The sequence below is a fragment of the Paenibacillus sp. J2L1-98 genome, from assembly GCF_056269405.1.
Genome location: NZ_JBWDNW010000023.1, coordinates 41,905 through 59,002 on the forward strand (window position 1 = coordinate 41,905; position 17,098 = coordinate 59,002).

The window sequence follows — 17,098 nt, forward strand, 5'->3', positions numbered from 1 at the left end:
AGGAGGCTTCGCGATTTGACCAGAAAATCGCAAGGACGGCCGGAGTGGACCGGCTTTCAGGAATCGAGGCCTTACGGGCCGAAGTACGATTTGCGAACCGATTTTGTGATGGTATACGGCATTTCGAAAGATCTGCCTCAGCGGATAGAGGGCTGGAAGAAGGCAGGCTATACGATCCATCTGATGACGGGCGTATCCTGGGGCGAGTATCAGGATTACTTGTACGGCCGCTTCGACGGACGGGAGCACTGGGACGAGGCTCAGATGGACCGCAGCGGCAAGCATCTGCTTCATGGCAAGGATGTTCCTTATATGGTTCCGACGATAGCGTTCGCCGAATATTTGGCGTCTCATATTAAACTTGCGATTGACTACGGCGTGGAAGCGATTCATTTGGAAGAGCCGGAATTTTGGGCGGCCTCCGGGTATTCGGATGCTTTCAAGCGGGAGTGGCTGAATTATTACGGGGAGGATTGGATTCCTCCTCACTCCTCGCCGGATGCCCAGTACCGGGCCTCCAAGCTGAAGGCGGCTATGTATTACCGTGCGCTTGACCGTCTTTGCAGCCAGATGAAGGAGTATTCGCTCGTTACCTACGGCCGGACCGTACGCTTCTATGTCCCTACCCACAGCTTGATCAACTACACGCAGTGGCGGATTATCAGTCCCGAGGCGCTTCTCGTCTCGATGCCCGGCTGCGATGGCTTCATCGCCCAAATCTGGACGGGAACGGCGCGAACGCCTAACGTGTACAAGGGGCTGCGCCGGGAGCGGACCTTCGAGACGGCGTTTTTGGAATACGGCATCATGCAGGAGCTGACGCGGGGCACAGGTCGCGAAATGTGGTTTCTTCACGATCCTATTGAAGATAACCCCGGCTACAGCTGGAGCGACTACCGCAAAAACTACCGTTCTACTGTTGTTGCCTCCCTGCTGCACCCTGAGGTGAAACAGTATGAGGTATGTCCTTGGCCGAGGCGCGTATTCGAGGGCGCCTATCCGACCGAGGACGGCAAAGGGAAAGAATCGATTCCCGGCGACTATGCCACTGTGCTGCTGACCGTCATGAATGTGCTGCGCGATATGCATAATCATGAGGAATCTTCTGAAGGAAACGATTATACGGCAGGAGTAGGCCTTTGCTTATCCAACTCCGCCATGTATCAGCGGGGCGATGTCATCCGTGATGGCGCTAAGGAAGGCGAGGCCGTCAAATATGACGGAACAACCACGACCGATGAGCTGCCTGCAGAGCAGAAGGAGCTTCTCGACTGGTCCGCCTTCTATGGCTTGGCGCTTCCGCTCGTCAAGGCGGGCATTCCGCTCAGGCCGGTGCAGCTCGACAATATACTGACCTTTCCGGGCTACTTGGACGGCTATCGGGTGCTGCTGCTCAGCTACGAATTTATGAAGCCGGAGCATCCGGGGATTCACCAGTCGATCTCGCAATGGGTAAGGGAAGGCGGCGTTCTAATCTATGTCGGAGACGGCTCGGATCCTTTCCATAACGTTCAGGAATGGTGGAACCGCGATAACGGGAGCCGTACTTACAAACGTCCTGAAGAGCATTTATTCGAATCGCTTGGCTTGAATCGAAATCCGGAGGCGGGTGAATATGAGGTAGGCAGCGGCGCTGTTTTATTTTTTCGGGAAAATCCGGCATCGCTGTCCCGTACCGGCATGGGGGCTGAGCTCGTAAGGAGCGCCGTAAGGCGGTCGCTAGAAATCCGTGGAGAAACGGTTGATTACAAGGAGAGAGGCACGCTGCAAATGAGACGCGGACCGTATGTCATCGCTCATGTGCTGGATGAGACGGAAGCGGAGAATGCGGAGAATGCGGAGAATGTGGTCATCCTTCGGGGGTTGTTCGTTGATTTGTTCGAAGCTGATTTGCCGGTGCGGCGCAGCGTTGAAATGATGTCAGGCGAGGACAGCTTGCTTTATGATTTAAATTACACAGGCGGCAAGCTGGAGGAAACGTTCATTCTCGTCAGCTCGTCGCGGATCCGCGACGAGCAAGCGGCCGCGAGCCGGATTTCCTTTGTGTCGGAGTGTCCGAAGGACATCACCGTCAGTACGCGCCTTCGTGTACCGGCAGAGCCGCGCAGCGTCACGGCTGGAGCGAAGGCAGCTTCTTTTCAATACGACGCGGAGTCAGGCACGGTGCTCATTCGCTATCCGGGCGTGCCGGAAGGAATAGCCGTTAACGTGGAGTGGTAAGAGGATTGATGTAAGCTGAAAGAGCTAAGTTGATGCAAAAAATAAAGAAATGGCGGTACAGGAAAACTAGCCCTGAACCGCCGTTTCTTTATTCTATCTATCTATTTATTTATTGCAGCCGTTCTACCAAATGCTTTACCGCGCTCACTGAGCAATATTTCGTTTATTAGTTCGATTTCACAAAACTAAATCGCGCTCGAAGTGCGAATTCTGCGGATTAGTTCTATTTTGCAAACGTGATCGGTCATTTTTAGAAGCGGCTCTCCCAAAACGCTGTTTAATTACGCATAATCAAACTAAATCGCCTTTTTTGGATAACGCTCTGCAAATAGGTTCCCAAAATCGAATTAACTCGCTGCGCACCAATGAATGATGCTTAGACTTTGTAGTGAAAAGTGCCGCAGCAGCCATTTGGCCTTAGAGACAATCCCTCTCGGGTTCTATGGCTGCAGCTGCAAATTGCGGTCGATCAGAGCGATGCGCTGCTCCACGCAAGCGTGCGAGCGGAGCGGATCTTCCGGTGTGTTTAGGCAATAGTCGAGCAGCTGACCGACTGAAGTAGCGGCAACGTGGCAGCGTGTGTCGGAAGATGCATAGTAGATGTATACATTGCCGTTATCCTGAGCAATCACGCCATTGCAGAAGGCTACGTTGGATACGTCGCCGACGCGCTCGATGCCTTCGGGAGCGAGCAAGTGGCCGCCTGGGCGATGGGTAACCTTGCTTGGCTCCTGCAGGTCGGAGAGGAAAGCGTACAGTACATAACGCAGGCCTGCCGCCGTATTGCGAACGCCGTGGGCGATATGGATCCATCCTTTGTCCGTCTTGATTGGAGCCGGGCCTTGACCGTTCTTTACTTCTTTAATCGTATGATAATGACGCTCGTCGATGATGACCTCGCGCTCGATAACCGCATTCTCGATCGTATCGGAAAGACCCCAGCCGATGCCGCCGCCTGAGCCGGTGTCGATGAAGCCGTCCTGCGGACGCGTGTAGAAGGCGTATTTGCCGTCAACGAATTCGGGATGAAGCACGACGTTGCGCTGTTGATTGGATGCCGTCTTCAGATCGGCAAGACGTTCCCACTGTTTCAAATCCTTCGTCCTTACGATGCCGCATTGCGCGACGGCGCTCGACAGATCTCCCTTCGGAGCGGAAGAATCCTTTCTCTCTGTGCAGAATAAGCCGTAAATCCAGCCGTCCTCATGCGATACGAGGCGCATATCGTAGACGTTTACATCCGGTTCGCTTGTTTCCGGAAGCAGAATCGGGCGATCCCAGAAGCGGAAGCCGTCTACGGGGCTTTCGCTTTCGGCGATTGCGAAAAACGATTTACGGTCATTGCCTTCGACACGCGCAACAAGATGATATTTGCCGTTCAACAAAATCGCGCCGGGATTGAAAACGCAGTGCACGCCAAGGCGCTCCATGAAATAAGGGTTGGTCTCAGGGTTGAAATCATACTTCCAAGCCAGCGGAGCATGCTCCGCCGTTAATACTGGGTGGACGTAACGGTCGAATACGCCGTTGCCAAGCGTCTCCGGCTCGTTCTTTCGTTGTACGAGCGCCTCGTAGCGCTCGGTCAACAATTGCTTTCGTTCATTAAATTTGCTCATGGGATTAACCTCCGTTAGTGTGATGTTAGTGTGATGCCGCTGCGCCGCTCAGGCGCTCGATCATTTCAAAGCATGCGCGTCCGTTATGGTAAGGGCATTTCCAAGGACTGACCTTTTCGATATTGCCGCTGGGGGAACCGTCGCGCTTTACGCTCCAATGCCATTCGCCATGCACTTTGTCGACGATAAAGCGCTCGATGAATTGCCATGACCGCACGGCAGCCTCGCGATATTTCTCATTGCCGGTCATTTGATAGGCGTTAAAGAAGCCGACGACCGCTTCAGCCTGCGGCCACCAATCTTTGTCTGTATCGATCAAACCCTCCGGACCCGCCTCGTTAAACAGTCCGCCGTCGCCGTCCACGCCCTCGTTAAGCGTCGCTTCAGCCATGCGAAGCGCGATCTCTTTGGCTGAGGCGAGCAGCGCTTCATCGCCGAGCACCTCGGCAGCCTCAACGAGCAGCCAGCTGCCCTCGATGTCATGACCGTATGAAATATGCTGCGATTTACCGTTCCATTGCTCGTCAAAGAAAAGGATAAAGTGCGCGTTGTCTTCATTAATGATGTGCTTAATCGTAATTTTAATTAATTCCTTCAGCTTGGCGTGCAGCTCATCCGACTTCCATACACGGTATAGGTTCGTATAGCCCTCCATGACGTGAAGATGGGTGTTCATCGACTTCTTCTCGTTCAAATCCTTCTCGCTCAAGCTGTTATCGCCCGTTTCCTGCCAATCGCGCGTCAGCGCTTCAACATAACCTTTATATTCCTGATCGTAGCTATAGCGTTCAAGCGTATAGAACAGCTCAATCGCCTGCTGAAGCGCGGCTTCATTGCCTGTTGCCCGGTGATACTCGGAGAACGCATAGATCGCGAAGGCTTGACCGTAAACCTGCTTCTTCGTTTCGGCTGGCTTGCCTTCTGCATCGACCATCCAATATAAGCCGCCATATTGCTGATCCGTAAAATACTCGTTCACATAACGGTAAGCCCGCTCAGCTATTTTTAAATACGATTCGTTTCCGGTAATCCGGTAGGCGGAGGCGAAGGTCCACAAAATGCGCGTATTAAGCACTAAGCTTTTGCCGGCATCCTGATTAACGGTTAGATCTCTGCTAATAAAGCCGTAGAAGCCGCCATTCTTCTCATCAAGCGTATGCTCCATCCAGAAGCTGAGAATATTCGATTCGAGCTCTTGTTTGATGCTGGCTAGCCATTGCTGGTTATTGTCGCTCATTTGGCAGAACCCTCCTTGACGGATTCAGCAATTTTGGCAGCATAATAGTCCCGGACGGTTTGCTCGGCTTGCTTGCCGTACATACAATAATCGTCATTAGAAGCGGCTTCGCTCTCTTCATAAAGGCGTGCCGGCCAATCCCAAAGCATGAAGCCGCCGACAAAGTCGTGCTTATCGGTGTGTGCGAACATCGTCTCGTAATAGCGGCGCTGCACCTCCTCGCTCGGCGCGCCCGGGAGACCCCAATCATTCGGGATATGCTGCGAGCCTTCGCGGCTCGGGCAGCCAGCCTCCATGAAGAAAAATGGCTTGTTATACTTGGCCACGACCTTCCCGATCCGGATGAGCTGTTCCTCCCAAGTATCGATCGGGTAGTAGCCGCTGGAGGAGATCACGTCCACAGCATCCCACCATTTGATCTGACCTTCTTGGTATTTGTCGCAATTGTAAGTAATGATGCCGGAGTAAACTTGACGGATCTCGGCGATCAATTGGCGCCACTCGCTCTCACGGCGGTCGGTTTGAACCATCTCGCACCCGATGCACAGCATTTCGCAGCCGGTTTCTTCGGCAATTCGCGCATAGTGCAGGATGAATGCGGTATAGGAAGCGAACCAATCGGACCATTTCGGCTCACAAGGAACATCGAGATCGAAGAAATTAATATGCGCGCGCCAAGTCCCGTCCGCACAATTGACGACAGGCTTCAAGCAAACCTTAAGCCCCAGCTCCTTCGCTTTGCGAATCGCATGGCGTACTTCATCATCGGTAACGGTAGGCTCCTCCCGAAACTTAATTTCAGTCGATTGCGGATGGTCCTGAAGAGCGCCGAGAGCAATAGCTGTCCAATTGACGCTTAAACGTTCGCACATAAGCTCCATGGAACGTTCTGCCTGCGCTCCGGTCCATGTTCCGCGCACGCCGGTCCAGCCCCATGTCATTCCGCCTATAAATTTGCTAGTCATTTGAGTCGCCTCACTTTGAGTTGGTTGTTTTGTTATTACTAACTTTTATTTTTGTTATATAACAAGTAAACATGATTCATCCCATATTTGCAATACCTTTCTTCGAAATGGCTCAAGCTCAAAAAACGGCTTCATTATTATAGCGGGAAAATAGTTTTTTTTAACGAAAAGCGGGTGGTTAAGCTAAAGATAGCGTTTTCAGCGAATGTCAGTTGAAGACTATAAATAATATTTTAAACCATTTTAGAACGGCTTTTAATGCGGTATTATCGAAATGTAAGCGGAGCCAAAAAAGAACTGAGGGGGATTTGAATCATGAAAAAAGTCATTTCGTTAGCTATTACTTCCGTTGTTATGCTAACAACGTTAGCTGCTTGTGGTGCCGGTAATACGAATACGAGCTCCAATTCGGCAGCTAACAAGCCGGGCAACGAAGCAGCAACGAACAAACCGGAAAACAGCGGAACGGAGGGAGCCTCCAAAATTTCAGGCGATGTCGTTTTCTTAACCAACCGCACGGATATGATCGACAAGCAGTACGCGGATTACGAAAAACGCTTTGAAGCGAAATACCCTGGCGTAGATCTCAAGTTCGAGGCGATTACTGATTATGATAAAACGTTGAAAATCCGGATCGCTTCCGGCGATTTCCCCGATGTTGTGTTCGTACCAACGATCCCAAATGCCGAGCTGCCTAATTACTTCGCTCCGCTCGATGACATTGCGTTCTCCGGCGACATTCACTTCAAGGATTTGAAGGCGCAGGAAGGCAAAATGTACGGCGTATCCTCCGGCGGCTCGACAGTCGGTATCGTATACAACAAAAAAGCGTTCGAGAAGGCGGGCATTACGGCGCTTCCGAAAACATACGATGAGTTTCTGGCAGCATCGCAAAAGCTTAAAGACGCCGGCATCGTGCCGCTTGCATCGAACTTTAAAGACAAATGGCCGCTCGATACGTGGGTATACGATATTCCGACGCTTATCGGCGTAGTTTCCGACCACCAAAACAAACGCGCTGAATCCGATACGCCTTACACGTTTGACAATGCGTACGGCAAATCATGGGGCATCCTTCGTGAATTGTATACAAAAGGCTTCCTGGAGGCGGACGTGAACTCTACGAACTGGGAGCAATCGAAAAAAGACGTCGCATCCGGTAAATTCGGGATGTATCTGCTAGGCAACTGGGTCATCAACCAAGTCATCGAGAACGGCGCTGCGGCTGAGGATATCGGATTCTTCCCGTTCCCTTCGGACAATTCGGGCGAAGCCAAAGCACCGCTTAACCCGGACTTCTTCTATGCCGTTAACAAAAACGGCAACGTAGAAGCGGGCAAAGCATTCATACATTGGATGATCGAGGAATCCGGCTATGACGACTTTGCAGGCTTCATTCCAACCTTGAAGGCCAAAGAGTCCAAGCTTCCGCAGCTCGCTGAGTTCAACAGCTTCAGCCCTAAATTTTTCGAGCCTGTCTCGCCGCTAGACGCTGCTACGCAAATTCAAAACAAAGCACAGCTTGACCAAGCTGCAGTCGTTCAAGAGTTCGTATTATCCAAGGAGCCGCAAAAGGTGTTAGACAAAGTGAACACCGCTTGGGCGAAAGCGAAAAAAGATCTAGGTCAGTAAGGGGCGTGTGCAGGATGGAGATGGATGACCGCATGCCGGTTCTCCATCCTGCGCCTTCCGTTTAGAAAGATGCAGGGAGGATGGGATTGTCACATGTTTAGCAGATTGCCGTTTAAGACTCAGAGAAATTTCGTAATCGTTGGATTTGTCGCGCTGCCGTTGATGCTGCTGCTTACCTTCGCCTATTATCCGGCGCTTGAGCTCATTCACTTAAGCTTTACCAGCTGGGATGGATTAAGTCCCGAAAAACCTTGGATCGGCTGGTCGAATTACAAAGAGGTATTTGCCAATCCGGCCATATTCGGTGTATTCAAACATAACTTTGCCTATTTCGCCGTCGGAATTGTACAAAATATCGCTGCGATTTATTTCGCTGTCGTGCTGAACAGCAAGCTTAAAGGGAAAAACTTTTTCAGGCTGCTGCTGTTTTTACCGTACATTCTAAATGGCGTTGCTGTCGCATATTTGTTCGGTTATGTATTCGATACGACAAACGGATCATTGAATTATTTGCTTGGACAATTCGGCTTTGACACGCTGTCTCAAACAAGCTGGCTCGGAAATGAGTCATTTGTAAACTACACGCTGGCGTCAATCGGTTTTTGGCGGTTTATGGGCTTCAATATGGTTATTTATTTAGCCGCCCTTCAGTCTATTCCGGCCGACATCTATGAAGCGGCATCGATTGACGGCGCGAACGGCTGGCAAAAATTTATAAGCATCACACTGCCGAACATGTACAAAATTATCGAGCTCAATTTATTTTTAACCGTTACCGGCGCTTTAGAGGTGTTTGATCTGCCGTATATTTTAACGAAGGGCGGACCGGCCGGTTCGAGCGAAACGTTTGTGATGAAAATCGTCGAGACGGCTTTCCAGTTTAACAATTACGGCCTTGCTTCGGCGATGAGCGTCGTGCTGCTGGTCTTCGTCGTGATCGTATTGTCGGTTCAGCGCTTTTTGCTGAAAGGAAAGGGGGAATAGCGGATGAATAAATCGAGCAAGCTTTGGGATACGATCAAATATTGCAGCCTCGTATTGGCCGCATTTGCAATATTGTTCCCGCCATATATAATTGTCGTCAATGCCTTTAAAACGAAAGATGAATTTCATGCCAAATCGACGATCTCGATGCCCGATAGCTTCCTGTATGTGAAAAACTTCGGTCAGGCGTTCAAGCAGGCCGATATGATCAACGCCTTCGGCAATACATTTTTCATTATTGCAGTAACGCTTATTTTGAATATTTTGATCGGATCGGCATTTTGTTATGCGGTTGGGCGTTTCGATTTCAAATTTAAGGGACCGATTTTAGGCTTGTTTCTGTTCGCGACGATCATTCCGGCTATTACGACCCAGGTGGTCAACTACAAAACGATTCAAGCGCTCGGCTTGACGAATCATCTTATGGGGCCTGTGCTCATCTATGTCGGCGCGGATATTTTGCAAATCTACATTTACCTGCAGTTCATCCGGAACATTCCTAATGAATTGGATGAAAGCGCGATGCTGGAGGGGGCTTCGCTGATCCGGATTTTCCGCTCCATCATATTCCCGCTGCTTGCGCCGGCTACGGCGACCATCGTCATTTTGAAAACGATCAGCATCTATAACGATATGTTCATCCCGCTCCTCTATTTGCCGAGGGCCGAGCATGTCGTCGTATCCACGTCGCTCATGCGCTTCTTCGGGGTCAATAGCGGCGATTGGCAAATGATATCCTCAGCGATTCTCATCATTATGATTCCGACGGCTATTCTTTATGTTTTTTTGCAAAAATATATATTCGCGGGTGTTACAAGCGGTGCGGTGAAATAAGCCGCCCGCTTTCTTCCGTTGCGGAGGTTCCGATTTTAGCGCAAACTAAAGGAGGCATATGCGAAAGGAGTAAAGCGGTAATGAACATCATCATCGCGGATGACGAGGAATTTATAAGACTGGGTCTCGAAAAAATATTGACAAAAATGGATTTGGACATTGCGGTTATCGGCTCGTACAGCAACGGAATGGATGCGTGGGCGCATATTTCGAAGCTGGGCGAAGGCGAGCTTGATGTGCTTATTACCGATATCAAAATGCCGATGATGGACGGGCTGAAGCTCATCGAGCAGCTGCGCGGCAGGCCGGTTGCGACTATCGTGCTGAGCGGCTTTAGTGAATTTGAATATGCGCGGAAGGCGCTGCGGCATGGCGTGCGGGATTATTTGTTAAAGCCGGTCGACAAAGCGAATTTGTATGATCTGCTGGTCAAGATTAAGCAGGAGCGCAGCGAGACTGAGCCTGTTCCCGAAGCGGGCATGCCTAATCAGCCGCAGGAGACGATTACGAAGGAAAAAGAGCATCATGTGATAGAGCAAATGAAGGCGATTCTGGAGCAGGAGTACGACAAAAACTTCGAAATGGAACGTATGGCCGAAACCGTCGGCATGAGCGCCAATTATTTGAGCCGTCTATTTAAGCAGGAGACGGGCATAACGCTGACAGACTATCTGATCGACATTCGGATTGAGAAGGCCAAGCAGTTTTTGACCGATCATCCGAATCTGAAAAACTACGAAATTTCACAGCTGGTCGGCTACAGCGATCCGGTATATTTTAACAAGCTGTTCAAGAAGATGGTGGGGGAGACGCCGAAGGATTACAAAGGCAAGCACCGCTAGTCCGTCAGCCAAATCGGATAGAAGAAATGCAAAAATGCACATTTACAGGCGGTTGAATTGAGCGTAAGATTGGTGCGGTAGTTGACCGCGTAGAAAGCGGCTTGCAGGCATGATGAGCTACAGAAGGATGGAGAGGGCAATGTCAGAGAGGGTCATCAAATCACAGCTTGGCGCTGCGAAGGGGCTGGCCGGCACATTTGAAAATGCAATACTTGAAGAAAACGCCAGCCCGCTTAAGTTTTTGTTATCGCTCTATAAGGGCAATTTCGCAAACCTGTTCGTTTCCTTAATGTTTTTGCTGATCAAGAGCGCGCCGGTCTATGTGCTGCCGATCGTTACTGCAAATATTATAAACATTGCGACGAACCCGGCCAAATATCCGATTAGCGGGATTTGGATTAATTTCATCGTTATTTTGATCGTCATTTTGCAAAATATACCGACGCATGCCGCTTATATTTCCTTTCTAAGCCGTGCGGTAAGATACGTAGAAGCGGGACTGCGGAGTGCGCTCGTGCGCAAGCTGCAGCAGCTGTCCATCAACCAGCACCGCGAGCTGCCGGCGGGCAAGCTGCAGTCAAAGGTGCTGCGCGACGTGGAAGCGGTCGAGATGATGTCCAAGCAGTTTATGATCGCGTTGGCGCCGGCAATCGTGAACATTATCGTATCGTTTATTATCACGCTTAATAACAGCTGGGTCGTCTCGTTGTTTTTTGTGCTGACGATTCCGATGTCGATTACGATTGTCACCATATTCCGCCGCAAAATTCGGAAGTCGAACAAGGAGTTCCGCAAGGAGATTGAACAAATGTCCTCGCGCGTTTCGGAGATGGTCGAGATGATTCCGATTACGCGTGCGCACGGGCTGGAGAAGGTCGAGATAGCCCGGATCGATTCGACGCTTCGCAACATTCAAGGCAAAGGGTACCGGCTTGATTTGGTGGAGGCGTATTTTGGCTCGACAAACTGGGTGACGTTTCAAATTTTTCAGGTGCTGTGCTTAATTTTCACTGCTTATCTCGCCTATCAGGGGGAAATTCAAGTCGGAGACGTGGTCATGTATCAAGGCTTCTTCTCTATGATTCTGGCTTCCGTTACCGGTCTCATTAACATTTATCCGCAAATTGCGAAGGGCTTCGAATCGATTCATTCGATCAAAGAAATTTTGGGATCGACCGATATTGAAAACAATAGCGGCAAAAGAAAGCTGGCAGACGTTCGCGGCGAGTTTGCTTTCAAGAGCGTTGAGCTGTCGTATCCGGGGAGCGAGCACCATGTGCTCGAGGATGTTACGCTCGATGTAGAGGCGGGCGAATGCATCGCGTTTGTCGGCGCTTCCGGAGCAGGCAAATCAACGGTGCTCAACCTGGTTATCGGCTTTCTGCAGCCAACCGGCGGCAAGGTGCTGATGGACGGCATCGATTTGGCGGATGTCGATCTGCGCAGCTACCGCAAGCATTTGGCGGTCGTGCCGCAAACGAATATTTTGTTCTCGGGTACGATTCGTGACAACATTACGTATGGTCTGCGCGACATTAGCGATGAGCAGGTAAAACGCGTCGTGGAGATGGCAAATCTGTCCGAATTTATCGAGCAGCTGCCGGACGGCCTGGAGACGATGGTCGGGGAGCATGGCGGCAAGCTATCCGGCGGACAACGCCAGCGTATCGCCATTGCGCGTGCGCTTGTGCGCGAGCCCAAAATTATTATTTTGGACGAGGCGACCTCGGCACTAGATAATGAATCGGAATTTCATGTCCAGAAGGCGATGCAGGAGCTTATTAAGAACCGTACGACCTTTATCGTCGCTCACCGCTTGTCTACAATCCGCGATGCCGACCGCATCGTCGTGATGAAGCACGGACGTATTGCGGAAGTGGGTACCTTCGATGAGCTAATGGCGAGCAAGGGAGAATTCTATAACCTGAAGCAGCTGCAGCTATAATAATGGGAGAAAGGGTGTCTCAAAAAGGCTATAGGCCTTTAAGGGATGCCCCTTCTTTACATATAACTTGTGATTCCCCAACCAAATGACGGTATATGTGCCGTTCCTTCGAAAATTGACCATAGATCTAGAAACTAGATCTATTTTCCCGAATTTAGCTCCATGCATAGAAAAAAGTCTAGAAATTAGACCTATTGCAGAAAATACCCCCACCAATGACGGTCAAAGTGCCGTTTCTTCAAAAATAGATCTAGAAACTAGATCTATTTTCCCGAATTTAGCTCTATGCATAGAAAAAAGTCTAGAAATTAGACCTATTGCAGAAAGTACCCCCGCCGTAAAGTGTCGTTTTATAGGGCTAGTCGCTTGAAAGGAATATTCATATTTTTATATATAATATGAATATTGTTTCATTAAACAAGAAAACGGAATGCATTATAATGTGAATATAATGAATTCAATAGTGATGAGGTGCTTGAGCGTATGCGCAAAAAACTAATTTATTCACCGCCGGCTAACGGCTATCCGGAGTGGAACAACAACCCGGAAATTTATCGGTTGAACCGTATGGAAGCGCATGCATCGTTAATGCCCTTCGACACGGTCGAAGAGGCATGGGAGGGCAGCCACAGCAAATCTTCCAACTATTTGACGCTGAACGGCGAGTGGAAGTTTGCGTTCGCCAAAAATGCCGAATCCCGTATCGCCAACTTTTATGAGACAGATTTTGACCACAGCCAGTGGGATAGCATTACAGTACCGGCACATTGGCAGCTGCAGGGCTATGATTATCCGCAATATACGAATGTGCGGTACCCTTGGGACGGCAACGAGGATATAAAGCCGCCCTTTGCGCCAACTGCTTATAACCCTGTCGGTTCGTATGCCCGTACCTTTATAATTCCTGAAGGTTGGGAGGGCAAGCCGGTTTTCATCAGCTTTCAAGGCGTGGAATCAGCGTTCTACGTATGGCTGAATGGCGAGCTTGTCGGCTTTAGCCAGGATACGTTTACGCCTTCCGAGTTTGACCTGACCCCTTACCTCGTACCAGGCGAGAACAAGCTGGCCGTGGAGGTGTACCGCTGGAGCGATGCGAGCTGGCTGGAGGATCAGGATTTTTGGCGGATGAGCGGAATATTCCGGGATGTTTATTTGTATACAACCCCGGAGGCGCATATTTACGACTTTTTTGTTAAAACGGAGCTTGATGAGCAGTACTGCGACGCGGAGCTGATCATTGAAGCGAAGCTTCTTAATTATTTTGTTAAGCCGCTGGGCGGTATTACGGTGGAGGCTGCCCTATACGATGCGGACCGGGCTGACGTATTCGGGGCGCCATTATCCGTCCGGACGCAGGTGTTAGGCGAGGAACTGACAGACGTTCAGCTGGGCGGAGTTGTCCGGAACCCGCTCAAATGGAGCGCGGAGCAGCCGAATTTGTATACGCTGATTCTTAGCTTGAAGTCGGAGGATGGCACGCTGCTCGAAGCAATCAGCTGCAAGGTCGGCTTCCGCAAATTCGTGATCAAGGATGGCTTAATGCAAATTAACGGCCGGCGCATCATGTTTAAAGGGGTAAACCGCCATGAGTTCTCCTGCGACACAGGCAGAGCTATTAGCGAAGCGGATATGCGCAAGGATGTAGAGCTGATGAAGCTGTATAACATTAATGCCGTCCGGACTTCGCATTATCCGAATAACCCGCTTTGGTACAAGCTTTGTGACGAATACGGTCTATACGTTATCGATGAAACGAACCTGGAAACGCATGGCTCCTGGTCTTATGGACAGAAGGAGCTTGGCGAGACGGTGCCGGGAAGCCGGCCGGAATGGACGGGTGCGGTGCTGGACCGCTGCAATTCGATGTTCCAGCGCGACAAAAACCATGCGTCTATCGTCATTTGGTCGCTGGGCAATGAATCGTTTGGCGGAGACAACTTCATTCGAATGCATGATTTTCTGCGCGAAGCCGATCCATCGCGCGTCGTACATTATGAAGGCGTTTTTCACTGTCGCGAGTCGGATGCGGCTTCCGATATTGAAAGCCATATGTACACAAGTCCGCAAGGGGTGGAGCAATATGCCCGCAATAATCCGCAAAAGCCGTTCATCCTATGCGAATACAGCCATGCTATGGGCAATTCCTGCGGTGGCTTGCATGTTTATTGGGACTTATTCGAGAAGTATCCGATTTTGCAGGGTGGCTTTATTTGGGATTGGATCGATCAGGCGATTCGGGTAACGGGCGAGGACGGCGCAGCGAAGATGCTGTACGGCGGAGACTTCGGCGAGTCGCCGCATGACGGCAATTTCTGCGGGAACGGCATTATTTTTGCGGATCGCACGGTGTCGCCTAAGCTGCAAGAGGTGAAGAAGGTTTATCAGAATGCCAAGTTCGAAGCGGTTGATTTGAAGAGCGGAACAGTGAAGGTGACAAACCGGCATTTGTTCAGCGCACTGAACTCCTTTACGCTTGCCTGGCAAGTGGCGGTCGACGGCATTACGGTGGAAGCGGGCACGGTAGAGGCGGCTGCAGCGCCGGAAGAAGAGGAAACGCTGACGATTCCATATACGCTGCCGCAGCTGTCGGGCGCGTTGGAGGAGGCCGTGTTAACGGTGCAGCTGCTATTGAAGGAGCAGACGCTATGGGCAGAAGCAGGGCATGAAATCGCATTCGAGCAATTTGTGCTGCCTGCGCAGATTCTTCCTGTCATCGGCCGCGCAGCGGCTAAGCCGGCCATTAAAGTTGAGGAAACTCCACAAGCGTTGTTTGTAAGCGGCGTGAGCTTCACGGCACAGTTCGACTTGTCGAGCGGAAGCCTTGTATCCTACACCTGGAATGGCTCGGAACGGCTGTTGCAAGGGCTGACGCCAAACTTCTGGCGCGCGTATACGGATAATGACCGCGGAAATCAGCAGCATGTGCGCTGTGCGACTTGGCGGCAAGCAGGTGCTGAACGTGTGCTGCGCGCAATGACCTGGGAGATAGAGGCAAGCAGCGTCAGCGTTCGCGTACAGTACAGCCTGCCGACAACGGCCGTATCGCTGCTTTCCATTATTTATACCGTAACCGGAGATGGAGAGATTAACGTTTATGAAGAGCTGCAGCCGGGAGAGGGCTTACCGGAAATTCCGGAGGTAGGCATTCTATTCCAAATGCCTGCGCATTTCGATCAAGTAAGCTGGTACGGCAAAGGCCCGGACGAGACGTATTGGGACCGTCAAACCGGCGGCAAGCTGGGGCGTTACGCCGGCAAGGTTCGGGATCAGCTGGTGTCGTACATCAGACCTCAGGAATGCGGCAACAAAATGGGCGTTCGTCATGCAGCGGTTACGAATGCGCAGGGTGAAGGACTCGTGCTGAAGGGCGCGCCGCATTTTGAACTGAATGTACTGCCTTACACGCCATCCGAGCTGGAAGCGCATGACCATATTCATCTGCTGCCTGCCAGCGATAAAACGGTCGTCCGCGTCAATCATAAGCAGACGGGCGTCGGCGGAAACGATAGCTGGGGACAGCTTCCGGAGAAGGAATATATTCTTTATGCGAACAAGGTGTATACGCACCGGTTTTCACTGCAGGGCATTTAAATAAAGAAGAGGCTGGTCTACCGTCTGCTGACGGTCGTCCGGCCTCTCTTTATTTAATATAAATACCGCCGAAGGGCAGCACCTCGCGAAGAATTCTTCGGATAAAACCGCCGTTTTGCAGCTGCTCTTCCAGCTCGGCATCGCGAGAGCCCGTTTGGATGAGCACGGGGCCGCTGCCGAGGATTTCCCACTGCACATTCATATGCTGGCTGGCGAGCTTATTGCCGTAGACCGACAGCTGGATGGATGCATGCTCAGGATACGCGACCAGCGCCCCGGTCTCAACGTAAAGGGGGCGATCAGGCTGAAGCTGAATGGACTTTACGTCACCGGCCGTTATAATTCCGAGAATGCCGGGACCGGAGAAGCGCATACGAACAAATTCCTTCGTAATCCAGGCGTTTTTGAGCTTCTGAATGACGGATTTCAGCAGCATGCCGTCCGAGAAAAAGATGACATGGCGAAAGTCGAACAGCAAGTCGCTGTTCTCTTCGATCTGAACCGTTTCGAGCGAGCAGCCTGGGGGCAGACCGATGATGAATTCGGATGGACCGGATAGCAGAGAGCGGATCCACCGTTTCTTCCGATACATCCCGGCGAGATCCATAAAGCGGTCCTCGCGATTTTGCGGCGCGCCTTGATAAGCAATAATCGATTTTGGATGCAGCACATGGAGCTTGTCCGCGGTTTCAAGGCTGACATGCACATGCCCGGTTTGAGCAGGGACGGTTACGTTCATCCGCTCATTCCTCTTCCGTCAGCGCTCCTCTGCTTGCGCCATATCATATAACGCCAGACGCGTATGGATACGATATATAGTACAAAAACAGCTGCAAGAAAAATGACTGTATTCATAAGCTTGCTCAAAAAGGATTGCCGATCCTGCTTCATCCGCTCCATCTCGGCCTGCATGCTCGCATTATTCGCGATAAGCTGTTCATTTTGCTGTCGGAACTGCTCGTTTTGCTCCAGCAGCTCTTGCTGTTTACGCGCGGACTCCTCAAGCTGCCGCCGCTGATCCGCAAGTGCTTCCTTGGCTTCGATATATTGCTGCTCAAGCTCGCTTATTTTCTCGGGTGTATTGTAAATGTCTTTGATTCGGTCAAAGAAGCCTGCGTGCGCGATTGGCTGCGGAGCAGCTATGAGAATAGAGGTTAAGAAGCATGCAAAAACGAGCGCTTTCCATAATGGCTGACGCATCATATTCTCCCTTCAGGTTTCGACATAAGAGG

12 protein-coding genes are annotated in these 17,098 nt (G+C 50.9%); 7 read left to right on the top strand and 5 right to left on the bottom strand.

Annotation, left to right across the window (positions count from 1 at the left end):
• Nucleotides 1–15 precede the first annotated feature (15 nt).
• The gene (locus tag AC0YNZ_RS26095; RefSeq protein ID WP_475829388.1) at nucleotides 16–2,220 is read left to right on the top strand and encodes a hypothetical protein; all 2,205 of its coding nucleotides are present in this window, start codon (nucleotides 16–18) and stop codon (nucleotides 2,218–2,220) included.
• Nucleotides 2,221–2,660: 440 nt separating this feature from the next.
• Here the strand turns inward: AC0YNZ_RS26095 and AC0YNZ_RS26100 are convergent, their stop codons facing one another.
• The 3 genes from AC0YNZ_RS26100 to AC0YNZ_RS26110 are packed head-to-tail and all read right to left on the bottom strand — an operon-like array spanning nucleotide 2,661 to nucleotide 6,038.
• A complete protein-coding gene (locus AC0YNZ_RS26100; protein ID WP_475829389.1) occupies nucleotides 2,661–3,836 on the bottom strand; it encodes a glycoside hydrolase family 130 protein in 1,176 nt (391 codons plus the stop codon).
• A gap of 25 nt (nucleotides 3,837–3,861) precedes the next feature.
• On the bottom strand, nucleotides 3,862–5,073 hold the full coding sequence (locus AC0YNZ_RS26105) for an AGE family epimerase/isomerase (protein WP_475829390.1): 1,212 nt from the start codon (nucleotides 5,071–5,073) through the stop codon (nucleotides 3,862–3,864).
• On the bottom strand, nucleotides 5,070–6,038 hold the full coding sequence (locus tag AC0YNZ_RS26110) for a glycoside hydrolase family 113 (RefSeq protein ID WP_475829391.1): 969 nt from the start codon (nucleotides 6,036–6,038) through the stop codon (nucleotides 5,070–5,072). The genes AC0YNZ_RS26105 and AC0YNZ_RS26110 overlap by 4 nt, the downstream gene beginning before the upstream one ends.
• 315 nt (nucleotides 6,039–6,353) lie before the next feature.
• Here AC0YNZ_RS26110 and AC0YNZ_RS26115 point away from each other — a divergent pair, with 315 nt between their 5' ends.
• From AC0YNZ_RS26115 to lacZ, 6 genes are all read left to right on the top strand, one after another.
• Nucleotides 6,354–7,670: an ABC transporter substrate-binding protein gene (locus AC0YNZ_RS26115; RefSeq protein ID WP_475829392.1), complete on the top strand. Its 1,317-nt coding sequence runs from the start codon at nucleotides 6,354–6,356 to the stop codon at nucleotides 7,668–7,670.
• Nucleotides 7,671–7,763: 93 nt separating this feature from the next.
• Entirely contained in the window at nucleotides 7,764–8,654 is an 891-nt protein-coding gene (locus AC0YNZ_RS26120) for a carbohydrate ABC transporter permease (protein ID WP_475829393.1), read from the top strand.
• A 3-nt stretch (nucleotides 8,655–8,657) separates the two neighbouring features.
• Nucleotides 8,658–9,488 (top strand): carbohydrate ABC transporter permease, encoded by an 831-nt coding sequence (locus AC0YNZ_RS26125; RefSeq protein ID WP_475829394.1) that lies wholly within the window; start codon nucleotides 8,658–8,660, stop codon nucleotides 9,486–9,488.
• 80 nt (nucleotides 9,489–9,568) lie between these two features.
• The gene (locus AC0YNZ_RS26130) at nucleotides 9,569–10,330 is read left to right on the top strand and encodes a response regulator transcription factor (protein ID WP_475829395.1); all 762 of its coding nucleotides are present in this window, start codon (nucleotides 9,569–9,571) and stop codon (nucleotides 10,328–10,330) included.
• A gap of 139 nt (nucleotides 10,331–10,469) precedes the next feature.
• On the top strand, nucleotides 10,470–12,275 hold the full coding sequence (locus AC0YNZ_RS26135) for an ABC transporter ATP-binding protein (RefSeq protein ID WP_475829396.1): 1,806 nt from the start codon (nucleotides 10,470–10,472) through the stop codon (nucleotides 12,273–12,275).
• A gap of 483 nt (nucleotides 12,276–12,758) precedes the next feature.
• Complete coding sequence (lacZ, locus tag AC0YNZ_RS26140) at nucleotides 12,759–15,866, top strand: beta-galactosidase, LacZ type (protein ID WP_475829397.1); 3,108 nt, start codon at nucleotides 12,759–12,761, stop codon at nucleotides 15,864–15,866.
• A gap of 49 nt (nucleotides 15,867–15,915) precedes the next feature.
• On the opposite strand, the gene AC0YNZ_RS26145 is transcribed toward lacZ, so the two are convergent.
• Nucleotides 15,916–16,605: an AIM24 family protein gene (locus tag AC0YNZ_RS26145; protein WP_475829398.1), complete on the bottom strand. Its 690-nt coding sequence runs from the start codon at nucleotides 16,603–16,605 to the stop codon at nucleotides 15,916–15,918.
• Nucleotides 16,602–17,066 carry a hypothetical protein gene (locus AC0YNZ_RS26150; RefSeq protein WP_475829399.1) on the bottom strand — a complete coding sequence of 155 codons (465 nt, stop codon included), beginning with the start codon at nucleotides 17,064–17,066 and terminating at the stop codon, nucleotides 16,602–16,604. Before AC0YNZ_RS26150 ends, AC0YNZ_RS26145 begins: the two co-directional genes overlap by 4 nt.
• Nucleotides 17,067–17,098 lie beyond the last annotated feature (32 nt).